We start from the raw sequence: 24152 nt of genomic DNA, 5'->3' as shown, positions 1-24152 counted from the left end.
TTGCCTCTAGCATGGGGGATAATCCGATTGTTTTCAAGCGGGCTGCTGAGGTAAAGCGGATAACGGCTCAAAACCGAGAGCGATTGATTTTTTTGCCCGGCAGCAACGAACTTAATAAAGCTTTTCTTCCTACGCGCTATGGTTACAGCTATTAAATTCGTACTATTCAGCAGCCAAAAACAAAACGCTGGTGAAGCCGAGTGTATGATGGATAAGATTTTTCTTGTTTGAAAAAACTTTGCGCTTAAACTCTGGCTGCAATAATTTTCTTAGTCATCGCCTATACTGAAGCCGGCCTGGAGATCACCGATTGAACCTGGACTACGCCACCCTTGACCTGTTGCGCCAAAACCATCCGGCTTGGCGCCTGCTGAATTCGCCGCATGCGCCGCTGGTAGCGAGCTTTCTGCAACGCGTATTTATCGTGCCCAACGTGCGGGTAATGGCGCAAGCGGATTTAGCTGAAACACTGGAAGACGAACTGTTCGCCCTGCGCGAACGATTGGGAGCGGAGGCATTCCCGAAACCGGCGCTGGACTACCTCAACGATTGGGCGGGCGCCGACAAGGGCTGGCTGCGTAAATTCTATGTTCAGGGATCGGACGAGCCGCATTTCGACCTGACCCCGTCCACCGAGAAGGCCATTGCCTGGCTCGGGACGCTGGCCGAGCGCAGTTTCGTGGGTACCGAGTCGCGCCTGCTCACGCTGTTCGAGCTGCTCAAGCAGATGAGCGAAGGCAGCGAGACCGACCCGGAGGCGCGTATTGCCGACTTGCACAAGCGCCGCGATGAAATCGATGCCGAGATTAGGCGTATTCTGGCTGGAGATATTCCGTTGCTGGACGACACGGCGCTGAAAGACCGCTTTCAACAGTTCATTCAGCTGGCGCGCGAGTTGCTGACCGATTTCCGGGAGGTGGAACACAACTTTCGCGGCTTGGATCGGCGCGTGCGGGAACGCATCGCGTTGTGGGAGGGCTCCAAAGGCGCACTGCTGGAAAAAATCATGGGCGAGCGCGACGCCATTGCCGACTCCGACCAGGGCCGCAGTTTCCGCGCTTTTTGGGATTTCCTGATGTCCAGCAGCCGCCAGGAAGAACTCTCAAGTTTGCTTGAACGCGTATTGGCCCTGCCCCCGATTGCCGAACTAGGGCCCGACGCCCGCACCCGGCGCGTACATTACGACTGGCTGGAAGCCGGCGAACACACGCAGCGCACGGTGGCCCAGCTTTCGCAACAGTTGCGCCGCTTTCTGGACGATCAGGCCTGGCTGGAGAACCGCCGTATCATGGACATCCTGCACGGCATTGAGGCCAAGGCGCTGGCGCTACGGGAATCACAGCCGCCGGGAATAATAACGGATATTGCCGATACCGCCGCCGACATCGAGTTGCCGATGGAACGGCCGCTGCACACTCCGACCGTCAAGCCGTTAATCGCCGATATAGAACTGGAATCGGGCGATGCCGACATGGATGCGACGGCGCTGTATTCGCAAATCGTAATCGACACGGCGCAATTGAGCAGGCACATCCGCCACGCATTGCAGGACCGCTCGCAAGTGACCCTGCATGAGCTGTGCAAGATGCAGCCGCTACAACATGGCTTGGCGGAGCTGGTGGCGTACCTGCAACTCGCCGGTGATAATTTCAAGACGGTGGTGGATGAAGAGACAATCGACATCATCGCCTGGATACGCACAGGGAACGATGGCCTGGAATATACGAAACAGGCGCATTTGCCGCGCGTGATCTTTATGAGGTAAAAATGACGGAACAAGAACCTGAAAACTCCGCAGCAACGCATGACTTGTCGTCACAGGTCATACTTCTGCTCAAAGGCGTAATTTATCAGGAAGCGGACGCAGGCCTCTGGAATGCGTTGCTCAACCTGCAAGCCCGGGTGCGCGACTATGTGGCGGTACTGGGCCTGGAACTGGTGCTTGACGAAGCTGAGGGCTATGCCTTCCTGCGCTCGCGCCAGGAAACCGGCGATGACGCAACGCCAAAGCTTCCGCGCCTGATTGCCCGGCGTCCGCTATCGTTTCCGGTAAGCCTGCTGCTGGCATTGTTGCGCAAGAAGCTGGCCGAGTTCGACGCAAGCGGCGGCGACACACGGCTGGTGCTATCCAGGGATGAGATCGTCGAATTGGTTCGGGTATTCCTGCCCGACAGCAGCAACGAGGCCAAACTGATCGACCAGATCGAGACCCACCTGAACAAGATCGTCGAACTGGGCTTCCTGCGCAAACTTAAACCGGCCGCCGGACAAACTACCGCATTCGAGTTGAGGCGCATCCTCAAGGCCTTTGTCGACGCGCAGTGGCTGGCGGATTTCGATACGCGGCTGGCGGGGTATCAGGCACAACTCAGTACGGCTGCCGCCGAAGAAGACCCGAACAGCAATGTACAAGGAGGTGTGTTATGACAAATCAGCAGGACAGCCGATTTGCACCACGAAGTGGCCCGAAGGGTGCCGCACAAGGAGGTGCGGCATGAATGATCAGCAATTGAGCCTGGATTTCATGAGCGACGATGCGCTATCGGGCTTCCGCCTGCACCGCCTGGAAGTCTTCAACTGGGGTACCTTCGACGGCCGGGTGTGGGCGCTCAATCCCGACGGGAAGAACGCCCTGCTGACCGGCGATATTGGCTCGGGCAAATCGACGCTGGTCGACGCCGTCACAACGCTGCTGGTGCCGGCGCACCGGATCGCCTACAACAAGGCCGCCGGGGCCGACAGCAAGGAGCGGTCGCTACGCTCCTATGTGCTGGGTCATTACAAGTCCGAGCGCAACGAGGTAAGCGGAACCGCCAAACCCGTGGCGCTACGCGACCACAATACCTATTCGGTGATACTGGGCGTTTTTCATAACGCGGGCTACGACCAAACGGTAACGCTGGCTCAGGTTTTCTGGATGAAAGATGCGCAAGGCCAACCGGCGCGCTTTTTTGTCGGTGCGGAACGCGCATTGTCGATTAAAACGGATTTTACCCAGTTCGGCGCCGACATCGGCGGACTGCGCAAGAAGCTGCGAGGCTTAAACGCCGAGCTGTTCGACAGCTTCCCGCCTTATGGCGCCTGGTTCCGCCGCCGTTTCGGCATCGATAACGAACAGGCGCTGGAACTGTTCCATCAAACGGTATCGATGAAATCGGTCGGCAACCTGACTGACTTCGTGCGCAGCCATATGCTCGAACCTTTTGATGTTGCGCCGCGCATCGCAGCCTTGATCGGCCACTTCGACGACCTGAACCGGGCCCATGAGGCAGTGTTAAAAGCCAAACGGCAAGTAGAATTGCTTACGCCGCTGGTTGCCGACTGCGGACACCATGCGTCCCTCACGGCGCAAGTCGAAGAACTCCGCGCCTGCCGCGAGGCGCTGAGATCCTACTTCGCGAAGCTGAAATTGGGCTTTCTGGACAAACGTATCGCCGGTCTTGCCGATGAATGGAGAAAACAGGACGCCCAAGTCAAACGGCTCGAACAGTTCCGTGACGCGCAACGAATCGAGGCGGACGAACTTAAACGCAGCATTGCCGATAACGGCGGCGACCGTCTGGAGCGCTTGACTGTCGAGATTCGCAACAAGGATCAGGAACGCCAGGCCCGCGAACGTAAAGCGCAACGTTACGCCGAATTGGTGCGCACTGTCGGCGAAAGCGAGCCTGGAGATGAGTCCGGTTTTCTTGCCCAGCAACAGCGTTTTCTGGCGTTGGCCGAAGCGGCCAGAGAACAAGATGACCATCTGCAAAACAATCTGACCGAGCATAGCGTGAGTTTGCGCCAAGGCATGCAGGAACACGAAGGCCTGACCGCCGAAATCAACAGCCTGAAAACCCGGCGCAGCAACATTCCTGATGAACAGGTAAAAATGCGTGGCGCGTTATGCTCGGCCCTTAATTTGTCCGAAGAAGAGATGCCGTTTGCCGGCGAACTGCTGCAAGTGCATGACGACGAGCGCGATTGGGAAGGAGCGGCCGAACGGCTGTTGCGAAACTTCGGCCTATCGCTGCTGGTGCCTGACCAGCATTACGCGGAAGTCGCCGAATGGGTCGATAGGACACACCTTAAGGGACGCCTGGTTTATTTTCGGATACGCCAAGGCGCTCGCGGCGAATTGCCCAACCTTCACCGGGATTCCCTGGCGCGCAAACTGGCCATCAAACCCGACTCGCCTTTTTACGATTGGCTGGAACGCGAGCTGGCGCACCGTTTCGACGTGGCCTGCTGCGCGACGCACGAGCAATTCCGCCGTGAGACGCGCGCCATCACGCGAGCGGGCCAAATCAAAGCGCCCGGCGAACGCCACGAAAAAGACGACCGCCACCGGCTGGATGACCGCAGCCGTTACGTGCTGGGCTGGACCAACGCGGAAAAGATTGCCGCGCTCGAAGCCAAAGCAAGGCAGTTGGAGGCAAGTCTGGCTGAACTGGGCAGCCGCATCGGCAAAATTCAGGCGGACAGGGACGCGCTCAAGGAACGCCTTGAAGCGCTGTCGAAACTCGACGAATACGCCGATTTTCGCGAACTCGACTGGCAGCCCCTTGCCGTGGAAGTGGCTAAATTAACGGACGAAAAACAGAAGCTGGAATCCGCTTCCGACGTGCTCAAGCAACTGACCGAACGGCTGAATGAGATTATTGCCGCATTGAACAGCACGGACGCCCGGCTGGAGGATCGCAAGGACAACCGTTCCAAGGCCGAGCAGAAGAAATCCGATGCGGAAACCCTGTATGCCCAAACGCAGGCGGTTATCGATGAACCGGCCTATGCAAGCCACTCCACCTATTTCGAAAGGCTTGAAAACATAAGGGCTGACGCGTTAGGAGAGCATCAACTCACCGTCGAAGCCTGCGATAACCGCGAACGCGACATGCGCGACTGGCTGCAAAAGCAAATCGATAGCGAAACCAGGAAACTCAGTCATTTGGGAGAGCGGATCGTTAAGGCGATGACCTCATACAAAGAGGCGTTCAAGCTGGAGACGGCGGAGGTCGATGCCGCCATTGACGCGGGTTTCGAATACCGCAGCATGCTCGACAAACTACAAGCCGACGACTTGCCGCGCTTCGAAGCGCGCTTCAAGGAGCTGCTGAACGAGAATACCATCCGCGAGGTGGCGAACTTTCATTCTCAGCTGAACCGGGAAAGAGAAACCATCAAGGAGCGCATTACGCGCATCAACGAGTCGCTGAACCAGATCGACTACAACCCCGGCCGCTATATCGTATTGGAAGCCCAGCCGACGCCGGATGCCGACATCCGCGATTTCCAGACCGATCTGCGTACCTGTACCGAAGGCGCGTTGACCGGTTCCGACGACAGCCAATATTCCGAGGCCAAGTTCCTGCAAGTCAAACGAATCATCGAACGCTTTCGCGGACGTGAAGGACAGTCCGAACCGGACCGCCGCTGGACCGCCAAGGTCACCGATGTGCGCAGTTGGTTTATATTTGCCGCCAGCGAGCGCTGGCGCGAGGACGACAGCGAGCACGAGCACTATTCCGACTCGGGCGGCAAATCGGGCGGTCAAAAAGAGAAGCTGGCCTACACTATCCTGGCCGCGAGTCTGGCCTACCAGTTCGGCCTTGAATGGGGAGCGATACGTTCCCGCTCTTTCCGTTTCGTGGTGATCGACGAGGCGTTCGGGCGCGGTTCGGACGAATCCGCGCAATACGGCCTGCAACTGTTTAAACAACTCAACCTGCAACTTTTGATCGTCACTCCCTTGCAGAAAATCCACATCATCGAACCTTTCGTCTCCAGCGTGGGATTTGTCCACAACGAGGAAGGCCGCGCATCCAAGTTGCGCAATCTGTCGATTGAGGAGTACCGCGCCGAGAAAGCGAGGATGTCCTGATGACGCGCGGCAACTGGACCACGCCGGCCGATTTGCGCGCCCAGGCGCTCAAGCTGTGGGATCGAGGCGAATTGCCGGCCAGTCTTGTGACCGGCGCACCGCTATTCCCGAAGCGTTTGACGCTTAAATGCCCTACGTCGGCCGAGATGGCCTCCCGCTTTGACGAGGTACGCAGCTGGATCGGCGAGCTTCGGATGATGTCTCACTGCCGTGTGGAGATGCGCGAGTTTAAGCATCGGGTATTCGGCGCAAACGCAGTACCTCACGAGGCATGGATAGATACCTTGGAAGACGCCTTGGCGCTGATCGGTAAACGGCGAGACGCCGCCCGCTTCACTGCATTGATTGATTTAACATGCGAGAAACAGCCGCTCGCCCTGGCGTGGCTGGCTAAACGGCCAATGCGCGCACTGGAGCTTGGCGACGACTGGAGTCTGCTATTGGAAATCGTGGCTTGGCGGCTGGCTCATCCATGTCCTGGCGTGTACTTAAGACAGATAGACATCCCGTGCGTACACAGCAAGTTTATCGAAGCCCATCGCGGCGTGCTTTCGGAATTACTGGACATCGTCTTGCCGCTTGAGGCAATTGACCAAACGGCATCCGGCGCAAGCCAATTCGCCAAGCGTTACGGGTTTCGCGACAAACCGATGCGTATCCGCTTTCGCGTTCTCGATCCAGAGCATAGCCTGTTAGCGGAGCCCCTTTTACAGGATATTACCCTTGATGCGGAGAGCTTTGCCCGGCTCGATACCGATGTCACACATGTGTTCATCACCGAGAATGAGATCAACTTCTTGGCCTTTCCGCAGGTTAAGAATAGCCTGGTCATCTTCGGAGCCGGATACGGGTTTGAAATGTTAAGCAAAGCAAAATGGCTTTCGCGCTGCCGCATTCATTATTGGGGCGATATTGACACCCACGGCTTCGCTATTCTTGATCAGCTTCGCAGCCGGTTCGATCATGTCCGGTCATTCCTGATGGATCGCGCCACTTTGCTGGCGTTCGAATCGCAATGGGGCGAGGAAGAGAAACAGACGCTACGCGACTTGCCCAGGCTGAACCCTGATGAGATGGCGCTTTATGATGATTTACGCGACAACCGGATAGGCGAAAATCTGCGTCTTGAGCAGGAAAGGATAGGCTTCGGTTGGGTCGAGTCCGCGTTATCGGCGCTGGTATAGGTTTATTTTCTTGGTGTTACGCGTAGAAAACGGCGAGAGTGCTGGTTCAGTACACTGTCTATAACTTGCTTTTATTGCCGTGAAGGAAAGAGAATTTTCATAAAAACGTTGTTCCTTCGCGCTACCTCCTGAAATCCTATAATTTCAGTAGAACCCATACTGCGGTTTTGCAGGATGTGCAATCCGTGACCGAATAGTTAGATTTATCTTCAAGTCCTTCATGGTAAAAACAAATAACATTCTTGGAGTCGGCCCCATCAGTTACAAACCCGCTTAAGCGGAAAATGACAACTGAAACAACTGCCCTTGCCCAATTCGCTGACTATGCTTAACTTGGCGTCATGCCGCATCAATACATGTTTGACGATAGCCAAGCCCAGACCGGTACCGCCGACTTTCTTGGCGCGCTTGACTTCAGACCGGTAAAACCGTTCGGTAACGCGCGGAATATCGACCGCAGCAATGCCTTCGCCCTGATCCTCCACGTCCAGCACGATGCTGTCTTTAGATCGATGCCAGCGCACTTTAACCACGGAATCTTCCGCTGAATATTTAAGCGCATTACCCAACAGATTGGTAAAGGCGCTGCGCAACTCCTGCTCTTCGCCAACGATGTGCGCATCGGTTTCCAGGCTTAATTGAATCCGGGCGGAAGGGCAGCCGCCTACAGGCTGAAGACGAGGGGCGGAAGCGTTGCCCTTCATGGTCTCCGCTTCCTTGCAAATCTGGTTTAATAAAGCCGGAACATTAACGCACTCGGTTTTCTTCTGCTGGGTTTCCAGGCGTGTCAGCAACAGCAAATCGTCAACCAGATGCTGCATCCGCTCAGTCTGTCCCTGCATTTGCTGAAACGAGGTGGTCAATAACGGCGACTCGCCGTCATCCATATCCTGCAAGGTTTCCAGGTAACCTTTCAGCACGGTCAACGGCGTCCTGAGTTCATGCGATACGTTAGCGACAAAATCCTTGCGCATCCTTTCCATTTTTTTCAGCTCCGTAACGTCCTGGGCCAATAGCAGGCGCAAACCTGCGCCATAAGTGATAATCCGCACGGCCAACGTGATACGGTTGTTTATCGGCGAAGGCAGTATGACGGCCTCGTTATAATTGCCGGATTTAAGGTAACGGATAAATTCAGGGAAACGGATAAGATTCGGAATGCGTTGACCTTTATCCGACTGCTGTAAACCGAAAACTTCCCTGGCCGCTTTATTCGCCCACTCAATCTCGTCATTGGCGCCCAGAACGACGGCGGCATCCGGCAATGCTTCTGTCGACTGGCGAAACTGATCGACCATTTTGCTCAGTTTCTTTTTGCGTTTTCTTTCGTTTTTTTTGATCCGGTAAACATGGTAATAAATTTCTTCCCAAACGCCGTAAGTCTTGGGATATTTCGCCCTGCCGCCTGCCCGTATCCATTTCTCGAAACGGTTAATCTGGAACAGCTGGCGCATTAATATGACCACCGTCAATAACAGCGCCAAGGGCATAAAAAGACCGGTCATGCCGCCCACGACCAACAAGGCTAGAAACAGCAGCAATCCGGTAATAAGTTCTCTTTGCCAAACCCCCATATAGGTTACGACGCCATGACGGTAGGAGCGGTTGACGAATCCCCCACTGAAAACCGGTAGCCGAAACCGCGCACGGTTTGAACCAAATCCTCGCGGCCGTGTTCGCCCAGAATTTTACGCAACCTGCGTATATGCACGTCAACGGTACGTTCTTCAATGTATACGCTACGCCCCCAGACTTGATCCAGCAATTGAGTACGGTTGAATACCTTGTCGGGATGGGTCATAAAGAACTGCATTAAGCGAAACTCGGTCGGACTCACATCCAATTGTTTGTCGCCGATACTGAGCCGGTGCTGCTCGGTATCCAGGGTCAGATCGCCCAAGGTGATTTGCGCCAGGTCGTTTATTTTTCCGCTTCTGCGTAAAACGGCGCGGATACGCGCCACCAGCTCCTTCGGTGAAAAGGGTTTGGTCATATAATCGTCTGCACCGATTTCCAAGCCCCTCACCTTGTCCTCTTCCTCGCCTCGCGCCGTCAACAAAATAATAGGCAGATCCCGGTACATGGGATCCTTTTTTAAACGCCTGGCCCATTCGACACCGCTGACCCCGGGCAACATCCAGTCCAACAGAATCAAGTCCGGCAAAGCTTCATCAAGGAATTTTTGCGCTTCTTCCGCGTCCGCTGCCGCGATCGACCTAAAACCGGCCTGCTCAAGCACCATCATCAACATCTCTCTGATGGCGTCTTCATCTTCAACAACGAGAATATTTAAATTAGACATAATCAAATTAAGATAAGAATAAACGGGGTATTTTACCGAATGACATATTACCCTTTTATGACAAAAAAAATTGCTTATTGTCACGGCCAAATGAATGCGCGTTCGCCAAAAGAATTCCAAAACCCAGCTATTACGGGTATCATTCCAGCCAGCCTTGATACGTGTTAAGATCTTTTACAGCTTACCGTAGCCTCGACCTCAGCCGCAGAACTTCATCTTGTTAATGATTGAAATTTTACGCCGATATGGCCTCATAATACTGCTGCTCCCTAACTTGACCGTTTATGCAGACGCCCCTACATGGGAAAACCCAAGCCAAGCCAGCCGAACATCGATAAATAATGCCGAACACCAAGAAACCGCCACCCCAAAAGGGTGGAATTTATTACTGGATTTAGCGTTTTTTGCTGGCTGGAACCAGAAAGCCGACGACATTTATGAACCCAGTTTCAGGCCGCAAAGCCCATTTAAACGGACTAAATATGTAATCGGCATCCATCCCCTGCATAACCCCAAGCGCTTATTTGAGGTTTACGCCCCCATTGTCGATTTCCTTAACGCCAACATACCCGAAGCCGATTTCATCCTGGAAGCGTCGCGCGACTATGATGAATTTGACAGAAAGCTTTACAGCGGACACTTTGATTTTGCGATGCCGAATCCTTATCAGACTGTCAACTCGCTTAAGCATGGCTATCGCGTGTTTGGCAAGATGGCCGATGACGATGATTTTCGCGGCATCATTCTGGTGCGCCGCGACAGCGGCATTAATACCGTTGCAGACCTCAAGGGCAAGGCCGTCTCCTACCCGGCGCCGACTGCGCTGGCGGCTACGATGATGCCCCAGCATTATCTGCATACCCACGGCCTTGATATTAACCGCGACATCGAAAACCGCTATGTCGGTTCGCAGGAGTCTTCGATCATTAACGTGTTGCTCGGCCATGTCGCAGCTGGAGCAACCTGGCCGGCGCCCTGGAAAACATTCTGCAAGGAAAACCCCCAGTTAGCCGACCAGCTCGAAGTCAAATGGCAAACCGAATCCCTGCAAAATAACGGCTGGGTGATGCGTAAAGGCCTGCCGGCAGAGCTGACCGACAAATTCGCCAAACTGCTGTTTAGCCTAGACCGTCATCCGCAAGGCCGGGAAATGCTGGCGCGTATTCCGGTTACCCGTTTTGAACCGGCCAATGACGACAGTTATGGACCGGTTCAGACTTTTATTGAGACCTTTATCAAAACAGTGCGGCCTTTAGATAAGGCCGACTAATCGTAACCGGGACATAATGCGCTACACTTTTTTCAGTGGTTCAATTCGGCATCAGTTAGCCTGGTCATTCGGCGGTGTTGCGCTAATCTTGATGATAGGGCTTGCCGGCATGCTATTCGAGCGGCAACGCAATTTTCTTTATAGCGCCGCCATCCAGCAAAGCAACTCCTTGGCCGTATCGCTGGCCGGCAGCAGCACATCATGGGTGCTCGCCAACGATATTGCGGGATTAAAGGAAGTGCTACAAGGCTTTGCCGGATTGCCCGATCTCGAACGGGCCTATATTTTATCGTTGCGCGGCGAAGTGCTGAGTTCTACGCGGCCAAGCGAGGCAGGACTGTTCGTTACCGACGCCTTGCATCAAAAACTGTTAAGTTCCCCGCCAAAAACCCAAGTGTTGCTCGCCAATACGCGTCAAATTGAAATTGCCGCCCCCGTAATGGCCGGGCAGCGTCACGTCGGCTGGGCGCGGGTAAGCATGACGATGAACGGGGTCAATGCCAACCTTCACTCCGTTGTGATCGTGGGCGTAAATTTTATAGCACTTGCAGCCCTGGCGATATTGATTGCCGCAATACTGTTGGCGCGAAGACTAACAAGAAGATTGCATCACCTGATGCGGGTAGCCGCAGAGGTCGAACGGGGACGCCTTAATGTCCGGGCGCATATTTCCGGTGACGATGAGGTTGGCGTACTCGCGCACGGTTTTAACCAAATGCTGGATGCGCTGTCCAATTCCGAACTGCAGCGGGAGCGGGTAAACCATCTGTACGCCGCATGGACCCAGAGCGCCGATATCATTGTGCGTGAATCGGACGAAATTAAACTGCTGACCGAGGTATGCCGGATCATCGTCAGTCATGTTGCGTTTAAACTGGTCTGGGTGGGCATAACCGAAACGGACGGCTGGGTGCGCCCGGTAGCCGTCAGCCACCCCAATTCCAGCTATCTCAGGAACATCCAGGTCTCTGTCGACGAGTCATTGCCGGAAGGACGAGGACCTATGGCGGAGGCAATCCGGCAAGGTGCACCGAAAATTCTTAATAACTTCCTTGATGAAGCCAAGACTTTACCCTGGCGCCCGATGGCGATTGCAGAACACATCAACTCGTCGGCGGCATTCCCGCTAATGCGTGGCGGTCGCTGCATCGGCGCTATTGCCGTCTACGCCGAGGAACGAGACTACTTTACCCCGGACCTGATTGACTTGATGCGCGGACTGACCGATGATCTTTCCTATGCGCTGGACAATTTCGACCGTGAAAAGCTACGGCTCAAGGCCGAACATGAGCTACGCATTGCGGCGGCGGCGTTTGAGTCTCAGGAGGGCATATTTGTCACCGACGCCGATAATAATATTTTACGCGTTAACAAATCGTTTACCGAGCTAACCGGCTACAGTGCCGACGAGGTTATCGGTAAATCCGCGGACATGCTCAATGCCGATCGGCAGGACAATGAATTCTATGCCGCCATGTGGAAGAACATCAATCGCGATAAATACTGGCAAGGCGAAATCTGGAATAAAAGAAAAAATGGCGAGGTCTACCCCGTATGGCTATGCATAACCGCTATCACCAATCCTGAAGGCTTGGTTATCAACTATGTAGACACCTTCACCGACATTAGCCAACGCAAGGCCGATGAAGAGCACATCAAAAATCTGGCTTACTACGACTCCCTGACCAAGCTCCCCAACCGCACGTTGCTGTTCGACCGGCTCAATCTGGCGCTGAACACCAGCCATCGTAGCAAGACTCACGGCGCGTTAATGTTCCTCGATCTTGATAATTTCAAAACGCTTAACGATACGCTGGGCCATGACCGGGGCGATCAACTGCTGATTGAGGTGGGACGGCGATTGCAAAGCTGTGTGCGGGATGTCGATACTGTGGCCCGCCTTGGCGGCGATGAATTTGTGATTATGCTGGAATTTCTCGATGAACAGGAGATGGCGGCCGCCATCCAAGCCCACACAATTGCCGAGAAAATTCGTAATAATCTGGCTGAATTCTACATATTGAAGACCAACCTCGACCGCGCCGGCTCCCTACCCGCTGCGACACTCCCGCCATCCCTGGCGGTCGACCGCGCCGGTTCCCTACCCGCTGCGGCACTCCCGCCATCCCTGGCGGTCGAAACTAAACCGGAGTCTTTTATTGAACACTATTCTACCGGCAGCATTGGCTTTGTACTGTTTCTTGGCCACGAAACCAGCAGCGAAGAACTGCTTAAACGCGCCGATCTGGCCATGTATCAGGCTAAGCAAGCCGGACGAAATGTGATACGCGCTTTTATTCCCGAAATGCAGGAAACTTTAAACTTTCGCGCATCGTTAGAATCCGATTTGCGCAATGCGCTGGAGCGGAATGAATTGATCCTGCACTATCAGGTGCAAGTCGATGCATCAGGGCAACCGGTCGGAGCGGAGGCGCTGATACGTTGGAATCAGGCTGAACGCGGCATGATTCCTCCCGCCGAATTTATTCCGCTCGCAGAAGAAACGGGCCTAATTCTGCCTATTGGCCACTGGGTATTGAAACAAGGCTGTAAAACGTTGGTTGACTGGGCAAAACACCCTGAAACCCGCATGCTGAGGTTGGCGGTAAATATCAGCAGCCGACAACTCAGTCAGGCTGATTTTGTGGCGCAAGTGAGTACATTATTAGCAGAAACCGGGGTCAACCCCGCCCGGCTCAAATTGGAGATTACGGAGTCCGTCATCCTCGATAATGTCGAAGACACGATTGCTAAAATGCATGCCGTCAGGGACCTAGGAGTCAATTTTTCGATGGATGATTTCGGTACCGGTTATTCCTCTCTGTCTTATTTGCAAAAACTCCCCCTGGAACAGCTGAAAATAGACCAATCATTCGTCAGAAATATGGCTTTTAACAAACATGACTCGGCTATTATCCGAACTATTCTGGCTCTAGGAAAAAACCTGACCCTTAACGTTATTGCCGAGGGCGTTGAAACCGAAATTCAACGCGAATATCTGGCAAGTTTCGGGTGCCAGGTATTCCAAGGCTACTTGTTCGGCAAACCGGTTTCCGCCGATGAATTTAAACAGAGTTTACTGAAAAAATCGCCATTGTAATTTTGCTTTGCCTGCGCAATCAAATCCTGCTAAGGCCGCCGCCAAGACAATTTAAGCCATTGATATAAAATAAACACATAACTGATGTTACGCACATAAAAAACCGCATTGCGCGCCATTCCTCACTAACAACATTTTTATTCCAACAGGACTTTAATTTCACCTACAATGGATTTTCAACCAACCCAATAAAGGTGATTCCAATGAAACATTTATATAAATCAATCGCTGTTTTGTTACTGTTGCTTCCGTTAAGCATGGCAAGTTCCGCTGCGGAACCGCAAAAAGCCGCCGAACCGGCAAAAGAAATGGGAACGCATCAGGGCATGGGGATGGGCATGACTGAAGAACAAAAAAATGCGCATATGCGCGCCATGCAGGACCACATGTTGCAGATGCATGACCTCTCGAATCAGATTTTGTCAGAGAAAGATCCCGCCAAAAAAGAAACGTTAAAAAACCAGCAATTGGATCTGATGAAGGCGCACCACGCTCAAATGATGGAACACCGCCAGCAACATAAAAAATAAAACGAATACAGGGAGTTTTAATCAGGAACCGTCTTATTCTCGCTTGTCCTCCAGGCTTACCGCCTGGAGGCGCAAACAAAGCGCAGGCCGCGAACTCAACCAATCATTTAAGGTGATCGATATGGGAATGTTGCAGGAGTTTAAAGAATTTGCCATCAAGGGCAACGCGATTGACATGGCCGTAGGCATCATCGTCGGCACCGCCTTCGGCAAGATTATTTCATCTTTAGTCGCCGACGTATTCATGCCGCCGATTGGCGTATTAATTGGCGGGGTAGACTTTACCAAACTGGCATTTACGATCAAGGAAGCTGCCGGGGATGCGCCTGCCGTAACGCTTAATTACGGTAACTTTATTCAGTCCCTGGTTGATTTCACGATTATTGCCTTTGTTATTTTCATCGCAATAAAGTTCATCAACAGCCTGAATAAAAAAGAACCCGTAGCGCCAGCAGCACTGCCGGAATCTTCCAGGGAAGAACTGTTATTAACCGAAATCCGGGATTTACTGAAGGAAAGAAAATAATACGAGCTGCATGCAAATCACGCGGGGCGCGCCTGTTTCCGCCAAAAAACAGGATCCGGATTGCTTAATAAACGTTCAGCAAACCGGCAGGCTTCGGCTAAATTATTTTCAGCATTTGCGCTTAACCCGTCGCCCAGTTCAAATTTATCGGCTTTGATGCTCAGCAAAAAACACGGCGGCGGTGTTTGCTTTTTTATCGATTGGTACACGTCTAAAACCGCCGCCGGGCTCATCGCGTGAGTCGTATAGCTTTTGTCCCTGACCGGCTCCAACACGGTAAAATCAAACGCATTGACGCAAGCTACCGACGCGTCGACAAACAACACCAAGCGCCTGTTTTCCAAATCCAATGCATGTTCGATTTGCAGCTGGAAGTCGGTCAGTATTTCAACGTCATCCAGATCGCAATGCCTTTCTGCATACGCCAGCAGCAACGGCCCCAGCGCATCGTCGCCGCGACTGAGGTTGCCGTAACCGAACAGCAAAACCGGTTTAGCCATGTTCCCGCTCGATTTGTCCGTCACTGTGTTTGACCAACTTGTCGATCAACTTACCTTCGGCATCGACCAACTCAAGTTGCAGAGGCATTTTTCCTACCGCATGGGTCGCGCAGGACAAACAAGGATCGTAAGCGCGTATCGCTACTTCCAGGTTATTCAATAACGGCTCGGTCAGTTCGCGGCCTGACAAGTATTCCGCCGCCACTTGCCGTACCGACTCATTCATCGCCATGTTGTTGCTGGTGGTCGATACGATCAGGTTGGCTTTGGTGACGATGTCGTTTTCATCGACTTGATAGTGGTGGAACAAGGTGCCGCGCGGCGCTTCAATCACGCCCACGCCTTCATAACGCTTTTCGCCTTGCGCGACCAGATCAGAGCCCATGATGTCCGGGTCATTGAGCAGCACCTTAATGCTTTCCGCGCAATGCAGGACTTCAATCAGGCGCGCCCAGTGAAACGCCAGAGTGCTGTGCACCATCGCTTCGCCGCTGTGCGCTTTAAATTCGACGCGGGCGGCTTCCGCCAACGGGGTATCGATATACTCGCAGTTATTGACCCGCGCCAACGGCCCGACCCGATACCAACCTTTTTCCTGCCCCAACGACAGCAGGTAAGGGAACTTCATGTAGGTCCAGGAGCGGACTTCTTCATGGATATAATCGTTATATTTGCAATAATCGATGTGATCCATAATGGTTTCGCCGTGCTCATTCTTGGCGCGGATGCCGCCGTGATAAAGCTCCAGAGCGCCGTCCGGCTTGGTCAAGCCCAGGTAATTGGTGCGCAGGGTCGCGAATTCATCGTAATAAGGCAGATTGGAGCAATGCACTTTCTTGATCAGCGCAACGGAACCCGCGGCCCAATCTATCATCTGGTCTATATCTTCCAGAAGATAATCGCGCTCGGCTTTAGTCAGCGATTTATTCATGCCGCCGGCAATCGCGCCGGTGCCGTGAACACGTTTGCCTGACACCATGCGGATGACTTCCTGGCCGTACTTGCGCAGTTTTACGCCCTGTACGCCGATGTCGGGATACTCGCCCAACACCGCAACAATCGAACGCTTGCTGATGTCGCTTTCGAAGCCGAACAATAAATCCGGGCTGGATAGGTGAAAGAAATGCAGGGCATGGGATTGCATCACTTGCCCGAAATGCAGCAAACGTCTTAATTTGTCCGCTGAAACGGGCAGGTAAGCAGGATCGATGCCGACCAATTGGTCTATGGCTTTGGCGGCGGCCAAATGATGGCTGACCGGGCAGATGCCGCATAAACGCTGCACCAAAACCGGCAGCTCCCAATACGGCCTGCCTTGAATGAATCGTTCGAAGCCTCGAAACTCAACGATATGCAATCGGGCTTGCTGGACTTTATTATCCTCGTCCAGCAATAAAGTGACTTTGCCGTGCCCTTCAACGCGCGAGACAGGATCGACGACGACACGTTTTAAACTGTCCCGGTTTTCAGCTGTTTCTAAATGTTCGTACATAATAATTCCCGTATTTGTTATCAGATGCCGGCTATATTTAATGGAGCACGGATGACACAGATAAGACGGATTTGAACGAATTTTTTATCGGTGTAGATCAGTTAAATCCGTGTCATCCGTGTGCTATTTTCTAAATCACCACATTACCATTGTTCAATCGTAATGAACCAACTCATAAGGCAACGAAGGTTCACGCCCTTCAATCAAATCGGTCAGGAATTTCCAGAATACGTCCGCAGACGGTGGGCAGCCGGGCAGGTAATAATCGATTTTGACGATTTCATGAATCGGATGCACTTGGTTCAACAGCAACGGCAATTCTATATCGCTGGGGATCTTCGGATTTTCCACGCCGATGCCGTCCAAATAAGCCTCGTTCAGGCATTCTTCGAGCGGGATATGATTGCGCATTGCGGGCAGTCCGCCGTTAATCGCGCAGGCGCCGACCGCAACCAGAATTTTGCAGTTATTACGAAACTCGCGCAATACGTGTACGTTTTCGGAATTGCACACGCCGCCCTCAATCAGGCCTATATCGCAGTTGGTGCAGTGTTCTATGTCGGTAATCGGCGAACGGTCGAACTCGACAACTTCAGCCAGTTGCAGCATCCGCTCGTCTATATCTAAAAACGACATGTGACAGCCGAAGCAGCCTGCCAGCGATGTTGTTGCTACTCTAATTTTATTCGCCATGTTTAGGATGCTCCGTGGACAAACTCACTTGATCGATTTGTTTGTGATCGTAAATACGCTCGCCAATCGGCACCTGATAACCGGTGCGTTTAATCAGAATCGCGCCGGTAGGGCAAATGTGCGCTGCTTGATCTGTCGCGTCTATATCAGTATCTTTCAACAACCCGCTTTCAGCATTAACGATTAAATGCTTGTGGATGCCGCGCCCGCTGATCGCAAACACGTCTTTACTATCTTTTTGCTGGCTGGCCCGAACGCACAATGTGCAAAAAATACAGCGGTTATGATCAATCATCACCTCGGCATGCGAAGCGTCTACTTCCCGATCAGGGTAAAACAGCGGGAAATGGTTGTCGAGCATGTTCAAGTGATAGGCAACAGCTTGCAGCTGGCAGTTGCCGGTTTTTTCGCAAGACGGACAAAAATGATTGCCTTCCACAAACAGCATCTGGGTGATTTTCTTCCGGTCGTCGATCAGCTCTTCAGTCTCATTCAGCACGTCCTGACCTTCCATCGCCGGATAGGTGCAGGCGGAACAGTTGCGCCCGTTTACTTTGACCGTACACAGCTTGCAGCTGCCGTGCGGCGTAAATTCCGGCTGATGGCATAAATGCGGTATATAGACGCCGGCGGCCATTGCCGCATCCATGATGGTCTGCCCCTCTTCAAAAGGGATGGTTTTTCCGTCGATAGTAATCGTTTTACTCATGTTCGCTCTCCATCTGAGTCTGAGCCAAATGCGCACCGGCATCGTCCCGATTCGCCATGCGCCGCGCCGTTTCCAGCGCGCCATCCAAATCGAATCCCGGTTCATAACTGATTTCTTTTAACCGGCTTTGGTACAAATCGGGATAGCGTTGCAGCGTCGTTAATATCGGGTTCGCGGCGGTTTGCCCCAGGCCGCAATGGCTATAGTTCTTAACCAGCTGACAGAGTTCTTCGAGCGCAACAACATCCCCCGCCGAACCGTGACCTTCGACAATCTTATCAACCTGCTTTTGCAGTAACGAAGTACCTACCCGGCATGGCGTACAAAATCCGCAGCTTTCATGAGCGAAAAAATGCGTGAAGTTATGGACCATGTCGAGAATGTTTCGACTGGCGTTGAAAATAATGAATGATCCGCCGGTGGCCAAATCCTCAAAAGCCAGCTTGCGGTCGAATTCCTGATTGGAAATAAAAGTTCCCGATGGTCCGCCTATCTGTACTCCCAGTACGTCGTCAGCTCCGCAATCGTTAAGAATGGTCTGGACGGTTACACCAAACGGATATTCATAGATGCCGGGACGCGTACAATCGCCGCTGATGCTGAGTATTTTTGTACCCTTTGATTTTTCAGTGCCGATATTTGCAAACCAATCTCCGCCGTTGACCGCGATGCCCGCCGCGGCCAAAAACGTTTCCACGTTATTGACGACGGTAGGTTTGCCCAGATAGCCTTGGGTGACCGGATAGGGAGGACGGTTGCGCGGGATACCGGCTTTGCCTTCCAGCGATTCGATCAGCGCGGATTCTTCACCGCAAATATAAGCGCCGGCGCCGAGGCAAATTTCAATATCGAAATCAACTCCTGCATCCTGAATATTATTGCCCAGCACCCCGTTTCGACGGCGCTGCTCCAAAATGTCTTGCAGCTTGTCGTAAAGATGCAAATACTCACCGCGCAAATACAAAAAGCCCTGCTTGGCTCCGATAATCGCTGCACACACGGTCATGCCTTCAAAAACCTGATCCGCGTATGAATTTAACAGCACCCTGTCCTTAAACGTTCCGGGCTCGCCTTCGTCGGCATTGCACACCACATAACGCTCGGTCTGTTGTTCTTCCGAACAGAATTGCCATTTCATCGCCGTTTTAAATCCGGCGCCGCCCCGGCCTCGTAAGCCCGATTTATCAATTTCCGCCAGTGTTTCCTTGACGCCCCGCTTTAAAGCCGATTTAAGCGCCGCGCCTTGTTCAAACTGTTGATCCAGCAATAAACCGGATTTGAGGATATTGTCATCGACCTGGAATAGCTCGCTCGGCCACTCTTCCAGTGGTTTCTGCTGATTAATCAGCTCTGCGATTTTATCAATTTTGGAACGATCCAGCCGGGTTAATGCGTAGCCGTTGACCAGACCGGCAGGGCCTTGATCGCACATGCCGGTACATGAAGTATTATCCAGGCTGACCACGCCGTCTTCCCTGACTTGGCCGACCGCAACAGCCAATTTATCGGCCAGATATCCGAGCAGGTTTTTCTTGCCCAACATATGATCCGTTATGGAATCGCTGATCAATAGCTCATATTGCCCTCTGGGGGACAGATGAAAAAAACTGTAGAATTCAACGACGCTGATGATTTGCGTCCGGGGAATGTTCAACAAGCCGGCCAGCTGTTCTATCGCTGCTTCCGGGATATAATGATAGCGGGATTGGATTTGTCTTAGCATCTGCAACAAACGCGTTGCCTGATAATGATTGTTTTCTGCGATACCCTGAATAAATTGTCTCACGTTATCTCCCTGGCCCTATCTTTCTTGATGTTTATGGATATGATACTAGCGGATTATTACATTAAAGCTACTTATTCCCTTACAGAATCTAACTATATCCCACTATCCTGGATAAACCAATAATCCGGTGAAGACTTTTCGACACGGAATTGACAGGCAATTACATATGGCGACAAAACCAACTCCTTTTAAAGCGGCGCTGTCATTTCCAAACCGCACTATTGCGTATTTTTATAGCCAGATTGAGCAACAAAAACAGGTACTACAGCGTGTTCATGACGTGCTGCCGGCGACGATAGCCCATCATGTAATACACTGCGTTGTTAACGGCAAGAAGCTGTTGGTTTATACCGATACGGCTGCCTGGGCCTCGCAGCTGCGCTTTTATAACGGCGCGATTCTCGCGGCTATCGCCCCGGTAACCAGGGAATCAGTTTCGATTATGCAGATTAAAGTCAGGGTAGAGACGCTACAGACAACATCGCGACAAGGCAGGACACCGATCATTCCTTCGGCGGAAAAAATAGAGCTGATCCGAAACCACAGTCTGTCTGTTTCGGATCAGCAATTGAAACTGGCGCTGCTGAGATTAAGCGCAACGCTGGCAAAACTGTCGGAACGCCAAGCTACCGCCTGATAAACCAGGCAGTGGCCGGCGCGACAATTTTATGCGGCGGGTCTCGGCGATTCCGCAGAACGCATGAAGGAAATCGGGGCGTTTTCCTCATCGTCAAAGGTCACCATTTCCCAGGCATCTTTGTCATTTAATAAAGCGCGGAGCAATTTATTGTTCAAGCCGTGACCCGATTTATAACCGGTAAACGCGCCAATCAAACTATGCCCCAGCAGGTACAAATCGCCTATCGCATCAAGGATTTTATGCTTAACAAATTCATCCGCATAGCGCAGGCCGTCTTCGTTCATCACTTTATCGTCATCGACCACGATGGCATTATCAAGACTTCCGCCCAGCGCCAGGTTATTTTCCCGCAACATTTCAATATCTTTCATGAAGCCGAAAGTCCTGGCCCGGCTCACTTCCTTGACAAAAGTAGTTGATGAAAAATCCATCGTGGCGGTTTTTACATGTTCTTCAAAAGCAGGGTGTTCAAAGTCAATCGTAAAAGTAACCTTGAATCCTTCAAACGGCTCAAAAGCAGCCCATTTGTCGCCATCCTCAACCCTGATGCTGCGCTTAATGCGGATGTACTGCTTCGGAGTATCCTGTTCTTCAACCCCCGCAGACTGGAGCAAAAAGACAAAAGGCCCGGCGCTGCCATCCATAATCGGAACCTCAGCGGCACTGACATCGATTATTGCGTTGTCGATGCCTAATCCGGCAAAAGCCGAAAGCAGATGTTCTATGGTTGATATTTTCACATCGCCGGCAACCAGCGTAGTCGACAACATGGTTTCGCCGACATTTTCCGGCGTTGCGTTAATGGTCACCGGCGTATCCAAATCGACTCTGCGAAATCTAATGCCGGTATTCGCCTCAGCCGGGCGCAAAGTCAAATAAACTTTATCGCCCGTATGTAGCCCTACACCTGTTGCCCTGATTGTGTTTTTTAAGGTTCGCTGTTTAATCATAAAATAAATAACGCTAAGTAAAGAGGGCAAAAAACGCAAATTTTATCACAATCGGCCCCAAAAACAGAGACTGAATCCATTTCGCCTACAGGGATATAGGCGCTTAGCCTGAGCAGGATCTACTCTCCAAGCGCCTATTTTCAAACTCATTAGTCCGCTTGACGCCTTAGAAAAGCCGGAATATCCAGATAATCTAAATCCATGTCTTTTTTAGGTTGAGCCCCAAAACGCGTTTCTCTGCCTTCGGTTTTGTTACGCATCACCGTAGGTTTGTCCAAGCCCTCGTAATTGACTTCGCCGGCCACATTCTGGTTAACGTAGCCAACTGTCGCTTTGGGCGCAAGTTTAACCACGCGGGACGGCAAACCCATTCCTGTAGCGACCACAGTCACTTTAATATCATCGCCTAACTCAGGATTAATCGACATGCCGATTTTGATAACCGCATCTTCCGAAGCGAATTCGTGAACAATATTGCCCACCTCATCGAACTCTGCAATGCCCATATCAGCAGCGGAAATATTAACCAAAATACCGCGCGCGCCCTGTAAGTTAATATCTTCCAATAGTGGGCAGGCGATGGCTTTCTCGGCCGCTTCCCGAGCCCGATATTCGCCTTTTGCCGAACCTGTACCCATAATCGCCGCGCCCATGCCGGACATGACGGTTCTTACGTCGGCAAAATCGACGTTAATCATGCCGGGATGAACGATTAACTCGGTAATGCCCTGCACCGCATCCAACAGCACATCGTTAGCCGCTTTAAACGCATTCACTAAAGACACGTCGTTGCCCAATACCGGCAATAATTTTTGATTTGGAATGATGATCAATGAATCAACAAACTTTTCAAGTTCCGCAATACCTTGCTCCGCAGTCGCCAGCTTCTTTTTGCCTTCAAAGGCAAACGGCTTGGTTACCACGGCAACGGTCAGAATACCCATGCTCCTGGCGATTTCGGCAATGACAGGAATCGCACCGGTACCGGTGCCGCCGCCCATGCCTGCCGTCAGGAATACCATATCGGCCCCCTCTAATACTTCCCTGATGCGATCTTTGTTTTCGTCTGCCGCCAATCTGCCGACTTCAGGATTGGTGCCTGCGCCCAACCCTTTGGTCAATTCGACGCCTAACTGGATGATCGTATCGATATTCAACTTTCTTAATGCCTGCGCATCGGTATTCGCACAGATAAACTCAACCCCTTCGACGAGACTGCCAACCATGTGATTGACCGCATTACCGCCGCCGCCGCCAACACCGATCACTTTAATGACCGCATGCTCATTACTCATATCCATTAATTCGTATTTCATAGCCATTACCGCTGCCCCTTAAATTATTACAAAAACTATCAAAAATTACCCTGAAACCAATTCTTCATGCGTGAAAACACGCCGGGGCCGTCAGAATCAATGCCTCTGCCGACACCCTGATGATCTTTTCCATACATTAACAACCCGACACCCGTAGAGTGAATGGGATTTTTTACCACCTCTGTTAAGCCTGTCACATTTTGCGGCCCTCCCATACGCACCGGCATATGGAAAATCTCTTCCGCCAAATCGATCAATCCCATGACTTTTGAACTGCCTCCGGTTAATACAATCCCGGCGGCAATCAATTCTTCAAATCCGCTGCGCCTTAATTCCGATTGAACCAGCAGCATGAGCTCTTCATAGCGCGGTTCGATAATCTCGGCCAGGTTTTGCGTTGAAATCTTGCGCGGCGCCCTATCGCCGATACTGGGCACCTCAATAACCTCATCGACATTCGCCAGCTGCGTTAACGCGCAGGCGTATTTCCGCTTAATATCCTCGGCATTCAGCGTCGGAGTGCGTAGCGCAACCGCAATGTCATTGGTCACCTGGTCTCCCGCGATGGGGATCACTGCGGTATGTTTTATCGCGCCCTCAACGAAAATCGCAATATCCGTAGTGCCGCCGCCAATATCGATCAGGCAGACACCCAATTCTTTCTCGTCATCGGTCAGCACCGAATTGCAGGACGCCAATTGCTCCAGCACAATGTCGTCGACTTCCAGGCCGCAGCGCCGGATGCACTTGACGATATTCTGCGAGGCGCTGACGCTACCGGTGACCATATGCACCTTGGCCTCCAGACGAATACCCGACATCCCGATAGGCTCCTTGATGCCTTCCTGAAGATCGATCACAAACTCCTGGGGCAAAATATGCAGTATTTTCTGATCCGCAGGGATCGCCACCGCGCGGGCGGAATCGATTACCCGGTCTATATCATACTGAGTCACTTCCTTGTCTTTAATGGCCACAATGCCGTGAGAGTTAAGGCTTCTGATGTGGCTGCCGGCGATGCCCGCATAAACCGACCTGATCTGGCATCCGGCCATTAATTCGGCCTCTTCAATAGCCCGCTGTATCGATTGCACGGTCGATTCCAGATTGACCACAACGCCTTTTTTCAGACCGCGCGATGGTGTTGATCCAATGCCTATGATTTCAATATTGCCATCACTGCTGAGTTCACCAACTATAGCCGCGACTTTCGAAGTCCCGATGTCCAGCCCGACTATTAAATTACGTTCTGTTTTTTTCGCCATTTTGTTTGCTCTGTATCATTTTTATA

At 52.2% G+C, this 24152-nt stretch carries 19 protein-coding genes; 9 read left to right on the top strand and 10 right to left on the bottom strand.

The features are described from left to right. Positions 1 to 310 precede the first annotated feature (310 nt). The 4 genes from B0F88_RS06140 to B0F88_RS06125 all read left to right on the top strand — a co-directional run bounded on the left by B0F88_RS06140 (position 311) and on the right by B0F88_RS06125 (position 7047). Positions 311 to 1765, top strand: a complete 1455-nt coding sequence (locus tag B0F88_RS06140; protein WP_104423067.1) for a DUF3375 domain-containing protein — start codon at positions 311 to 313, stop codon at positions 1763 to 1765. A 2-nt stretch (positions 1766 to 1767) separates the two neighbouring features. After that, on the top strand, positions 1768 to 2427 hold the full coding sequence (locus tag B0F88_RS06135; protein WP_104423066.1) for a DUF4194 domain-containing protein: 660 nt from the start codon (positions 1768 to 1770) through the stop codon (positions 2425 to 2427). A gap of 67 nt (positions 2428 to 2494) precedes the next feature. Next, positions 2495 to 5863, top strand: a complete 3369-nt coding sequence (locus tag B0F88_RS06130; RefSeq protein WP_104423065.1) for an ATP-binding protein — start codon at positions 2495 to 2497, stop codon at positions 5861 to 5863. Further along, positions 5863 to 7047: a Wadjet anti-phage system protein JetD domain-containing protein gene (locus tag B0F88_RS06125; RefSeq protein WP_104423064.1), complete on the top strand. Its 1185-nt coding sequence runs from the start codon at positions 5863 to 5865 to the stop codon at positions 7045 to 7047. The genes B0F88_RS06130 and B0F88_RS06125 overlap by 1 nt, the downstream gene beginning before the upstream one ends. 257 nt (positions 7048 to 7304) lie before the next feature. Here the strand turns inward: B0F88_RS06125 and phoR are convergent, their stop codons facing one another. Both phoR and phoB read right to left on the bottom strand, forming a co-directional pair. Continuing rightward, complete coding sequence (gene phoR / locus B0F88_RS06120) at positions 7305 to 8621, bottom strand: phosphate regulon sensor histidine kinase PhoR (RefSeq protein WP_104423063.1); 1317 nt, start codon at positions 8619 to 8621, stop codon at positions 7305 to 7307. Between the two features lie 5 nt (positions 8622 to 8626). Further along, positions 8627 to 9349, bottom strand: coding sequence for a phosphate regulon transcriptional regulator PhoB (phoB, locus tag B0F88_RS06115; protein ID WP_104423062.1), 723 nt, complete (start codon positions 9347 to 9349; stop codon positions 8627 to 8629). Between the two features lie 274 nt (positions 9350 to 9623). On the opposite strand from phoB, the gene B0F88_RS06110 reads away from it, so the two are divergent. From B0F88_RS06110 to mscL, 4 genes are all read left to right on the top strand, one after another. Next, positions 9624 to 10619 (top strand): phosphate/phosphite/phosphonate ABC transporter substrate-binding protein, encoded by a 996-nt coding sequence (locus B0F88_RS06110; protein WP_258076577.1) that lies wholly within the window; start codon positions 9624 to 9626, stop codon positions 10617 to 10619. Between the two features lie 16 nt (positions 10620 to 10635). Continuing rightward, positions 10636 to 13719, top strand: coding sequence for an EAL domain-containing protein (locus tag B0F88_RS19830; protein WP_104423060.1), 3084 nt, complete (start codon positions 10636 to 10638; stop codon positions 13717 to 13719). A 203-nt stretch (positions 13720 to 13922) separates the two neighbouring features. Continuing rightward, on the top strand, positions 13923 to 14249 hold the full coding sequence (locus B0F88_RS06100; RefSeq protein WP_104423059.1) for a hypothetical protein: 327 nt from the start codon (positions 13923 to 13925) through the stop codon (positions 14247 to 14249). A gap of 121 nt (positions 14250 to 14370) precedes the next feature. Beyond that, entirely contained in the window at positions 14371 to 14775 is a 405-nt protein-coding gene (mscL, locus tag B0F88_RS06095; RefSeq protein ID WP_104423265.1) for a large-conductance mechanosensitive channel protein MscL, read from the top strand. A 17-nt stretch (positions 14776 to 14792) separates the two neighbouring features. Here mscL and B0F88_RS06090 read toward each other — a convergent pair whose 3' ends face one another. The 5 genes from B0F88_RS06090 to B0F88_RS06070 form a co-directional block, all read right to left on the bottom strand. Next, positions 14793 to 15275 carry a hydrogenase maturation protease gene (locus tag B0F88_RS06090; protein WP_104423058.1) on the bottom strand — a complete coding sequence of 161 codons (483 nt, stop codon included), beginning with the start codon at positions 15273 to 15275 and terminating at the stop codon, positions 14793 to 14795. Next, a complete protein-coding gene (locus B0F88_RS06085; protein ID WP_104423057.1) occupies positions 15268 to 16767 on the bottom strand; it encodes a Ni/Fe hydrogenase subunit alpha in 1500 nt (499 codons plus the stop codon). The genes B0F88_RS06090 and B0F88_RS06085 overlap by 8 nt, the downstream gene beginning before the upstream one ends. 153 nt (positions 16768 to 16920) lie before the next feature. Continuing rightward, on the bottom strand, positions 16921 to 17460 hold the full coding sequence (locus B0F88_RS06080; RefSeq protein ID WP_104423056.1) for an NADP oxidoreductase: 540 nt from the start codon (positions 17458 to 17460) through the stop codon (positions 16921 to 16923). Next, the gene (locus tag B0F88_RS06075) at positions 17450 to 18169 is read right to left on the bottom strand and encodes a 2Fe-2S iron-sulfur cluster-binding protein (protein WP_104423055.1); all 720 of its coding nucleotides are present in this window, start codon (positions 18167 to 18169) and stop codon (positions 17450 to 17452) included. The genes B0F88_RS06080 and B0F88_RS06075 overlap by 11 nt, the downstream gene beginning before the upstream one ends. Next, the gene (locus tag B0F88_RS06070) at positions 18162 to 19955 is read right to left on the bottom strand and encodes an NAD(P)H-dependent oxidoreductase subunit E (RefSeq protein ID WP_104423054.1); all 1794 of its coding nucleotides are present in this window, start codon (positions 19953 to 19955) and stop codon (positions 18162 to 18164) included. The genes B0F88_RS06075 and B0F88_RS06070 overlap by 8 nt, the downstream gene beginning before the upstream one ends. 166 nt (positions 19956 to 20121) lie before the next feature. On the opposite strand from B0F88_RS06070, the gene B0F88_RS06065 reads away from it, so the two are divergent. Then, the gene (locus tag B0F88_RS06065) at positions 20122 to 20592 is read left to right on the top strand and encodes a DciA family protein (protein ID WP_104423053.1); all 471 of its coding nucleotides are present in this window, start codon (positions 20122 to 20124) and stop codon (positions 20590 to 20592) included. Between the two features lie 29 nt (positions 20593 to 20621). Here B0F88_RS06065 and lpxC read toward each other — a convergent pair whose 3' ends face one another. The 3 genes from lpxC to ftsA all read right to left on the bottom strand — a co-directional run bounded on the left by lpxC (position 20622) and on the right by ftsA (position 24126). Then, a complete protein-coding gene (gene lpxC, locus B0F88_RS06060; RefSeq protein ID WP_104423052.1) occupies positions 20622 to 21545 on the bottom strand; it encodes a UDP-3-O-acyl-N-acetylglucosamine deacetylase in 924 nt (307 codons plus the stop codon). A gap of 149 nt (positions 21546 to 21694) precedes the next feature. Continuing rightward, positions 21695 to 22861: a cell division protein FtsZ gene (gene ftsZ, locus B0F88_RS06055; protein WP_104423051.1), complete on the bottom strand. Its 1167-nt coding sequence runs from the start codon at positions 22859 to 22861 to the stop codon at positions 21695 to 21697. 38 nt (positions 22862 to 22899) lie between these two features. Beyond that, a complete protein-coding gene (gene ftsA / locus B0F88_RS06050; RefSeq protein ID WP_104423050.1) occupies positions 22900 to 24126 on the bottom strand; it encodes a cell division protein FtsA in 1227 nt (408 codons plus the stop codon). Positions 24127 to 24152: the final 26 nt, after the last annotated feature.

It is taken from the genome of Methylobacter tundripaludum, from assembly GCF_002934365.1.
Taxonomy (GTDB): domain Bacteria; phylum Pseudomonadota; class Gammaproteobacteria; order Methylococcales; family Methylomonadaceae; genus Methylobacter_A; species Methylobacter_A tundripaludum_A.
The sequence above is the reverse complement of the archived record's forward strand: the minus strand, read 5'-3'. Positions and strand labels throughout refer to the sequence as shown.

Coding starts and splice junctions, on each gene's coding strand:
- ftsZ (WP_104423051.1), bottom strand. CDS start 22,861: ATGAAATACGAATTAATGGATATGAGTAATGAGCATGCGGTCATTAAA.
- B0F88_RS06065 (WP_104423053.1), top strand. CDS start 20,122: ATGGCGACAAAACCAACTCCTTTTAAAGCGGCGCTGTCATTTCCAAAC.
- phoR (WP_104423063.1), bottom strand. CDS start 8,621: ATGGGGGTTTGGCAAAGAGAACTTATTACCGGATTGCTGCTGTTTCTA.
- B0F88_RS06080 (WP_104423056.1), bottom strand. CDS start 17,460: ATGGCGAATAAAATTAGAGTAGCAACAACATCGCTGGCAGGCTGCTTC.
- B0F88_RS06125 (WP_104423064.1), top strand. CDS start 5,863: ATGACGCGCGGCAACTGGACCACGCCGGCCGATTTGCGCGCCCAGGCG.
- B0F88_RS06075 (WP_104423055.1), bottom strand. CDS start 18,169: ATGAGTAAAACGATTACTATCGACGGAAAAACCATCCCTTTTGAAGAG.
- B0F88_RS06130 (WP_104423065.1), top strand. CDS start 2,495: ATGAATGATCAGCAATTGAGCCTGGATTTCATGAGCGACGATGCGCTA.
- B0F88_RS19830 (WP_104423060.1), top strand. CDS start 10,636: ATGCGCTACACTTTTTTCAGTGGTTCAATTCGGCATCAGTTAGCCTGG.
- B0F88_RS06090 (WP_104423058.1), bottom strand. CDS start 15,275: ATGGCTAAACCGGTTTTGCTGTTCGGTTACGGCAACCTCAGTCGCGGC.
- phoB (WP_104423062.1), bottom strand. CDS start 9,349: ATGTCTAATTTAAATATTCTCGTTGTTGAAGATGAAGACGCCATCAGA.
- lpxC (WP_104423052.1), bottom strand. CDS start 21,545: ATGATTAAACAGCGAACCTTAAAAAACACAATCAGGGCAACAGGTGTA.
- mscL (WP_104423265.1), top strand. CDS start 14,371: ATGGGAATGTTGCAGGAGTTTAAAGAATTTGCCATCAAGGGCAACGCG.
- ftsA (WP_104423050.1), bottom strand. CDS start 24,126: ATGGCGAAAAAAACAGAACGTAATTTAATAGTCGGGCTGGACATCGGG.
- B0F88_RS06100 (WP_104423059.1), top strand. CDS start 13,923: ATGAAACATTTATATAAATCAATCGCTGTTTTGTTACTGTTGCTTCCG.
- B0F88_RS06135 (WP_104423066.1), top strand. CDS start 1,768: ATGACGGAACAAGAACCTGAAAACTCCGCAGCAACGCATGACTTGTCG.
- B0F88_RS06085 (WP_104423057.1), bottom strand. CDS start 16,767: ATGTACGAACATTTAGAAACAGCTGAAAACCGGGACAGTTTAAAACGT.